A 1,683-nucleotide genomic window follows, 5' to 3' on the forward strand; every position below is an offset into this window, starting at 1 on the left:
TCTAGCCTCGGGCTTTCATGAGGGGTTCCGTCCGGCAGGTGGTCGAGAAAGCAGAAAGTGCCCCTGAGCTGCAACGATAGGACTTGCTGAGGGTCCTGTACGTGGTAGCGAAAGAGGCACTTCCCAGGTGAAGAAGAGTAGCGGGTCCTACCCGCGCGTCCGTGTCGAGGGCAGGGGCCGCGGGGTGGTTGCCCAGGCCGGCTCGGTCCTGCTGATCGAGACGATCCGCAAGTCCGGCCTGGACACCGCGATATCGGCGGCATTGGCATCCTGGCGCAAACCGCGGACCGTGCACGATCCGGGCAAGATCCTGCTGGATATGGCCCTGGCCGTCGCGCTCGGCGGCGACTGTCTGGCCGACGTCGGCATGCTGCGGGCCGAGCCGAGTGTGTTCGGCCTGGTGGCCTCCGATCCGACAGTCTCCCGTCTCGTCGACACGCTCGCCGAGTCCGGCCCGAAGGCTCTTGCGGCGATCCGGGGCGCACGTTCCGAAGTGCGTCAGCGGGTCTGGGAGTTGGCCGGGGCAAGCAGTCCGGCTGCCGACAGCAGCGTGATCGTGGACATCGACGGGGTGCTGGTGCTCGCACACTCCGAGAAGCAGGACGCCACCCCGACCTGGAAGAAGACCTTCGGTCATCATCCGCTCGTCGCGTTCGTCGACCACGGCCAAGCCGGGTCTGGGGAGCCGGTGGCCGCCCTGCTGCGGCCCGGCAACGCGGGCTCCAACACCGCCGCCGACCACATCGAAACCGCCCAACTCGCCCTGGCCCAACTGCCCAAGCACCTGCGGCGGGGACGACAGACACTGATCCGCACCGACTCCGGCGGCGGCACCCACACCTTCCTCGACTGGCTCTCCAGGCGCGGACGATGGCTGTCGTATTCCGTCGGAATGACCATCACCGACGCCATCCACCAGGCCGTGCTGAAGATCCCGAAGAAGGCGTGGACGCCGGCCTACGACGCGGGCGGCACCGAGCGGCCCGGTGCCTGGGTCGCAGAGATCACCGACATGCCCGACCTGAGCACCTGGCCGAAAGGCATGCGACTGATCGTCCGCAAAGAACGCCCGCACCCCGGCGCCCAGTTGCGCTTCACCGACCTCGACGGCAACCGTCTCACCTGCTTCGCCACCAACACCAAAGGCGGCCAGCTCGCCGACCTCGAACTACGCCACCGAAGGCGGGCCCGCTGCGAGGACCGCATCCGAAATGCCCGGGACACCGGTCTGCGTAACCTGCCCCTGCACGACACCGCCCAGAACCAGATCTGGCTGGAGATCGTCTCTCTCGCGCTCGACCTCCTCGCCTGGCTGCCGATGCTCGCACTGACCGGCGACACCCGCCGCTGGGAACCCAAGAAGCTCCGCCTGCGGCTGTTCTCCGCCGTCGCCCAACTCGTGCGCACCGGCCGCCGCCACTGGCTCCGCCTGCCCGCCCGATGGCCCTGGACCGACGTCATCACCCACTCAATCGACCGGCTCCGCGCCCTGCCGAACCCCGGCTGACCAGCCACTTCACCCGTCCCGACAACCCGCACCACCACACCGGAGAAGTGGAACCCGGCGCCCACCCGGCACGACAGCCGGGCCCTCAACCTGTCCCGGCGCCGAAACGACCGAACCACACAAATACTGAGTCCCCGTCAGTGAACCCACGGAGACTCATGAACGATCGAGGCTAG

General features: G+C 68.0%; 1 protein-coding gene. It reads left to right on the forward strand.

Annotation, left to right across the window (positions count from 1 at the left end):
• The first annotated feature begins 127 nt into the window (after positions 1–127).
• Positions 128–1,507: an IS1380 family transposase gene (locus tag ACFYXB_RS45945; RefSeq protein WP_389591469.1), complete on the forward strand. Its 1,380-nt coding sequence runs from the start codon at positions 128–130 to the stop codon at positions 1,505–1,507.
• Positions 1,508–1,683 lie beyond the last annotated feature (176 nt).

Origin of the sequence: Streptomyces sp. NPDC002619, assembly GCF_042889305.1 — a bacterium.
Classification (GTDB): domain Bacteria; phylum Actinomycetota; class Actinomycetes; order Streptomycetales; family Streptomycetaceae; genus Streptomyces.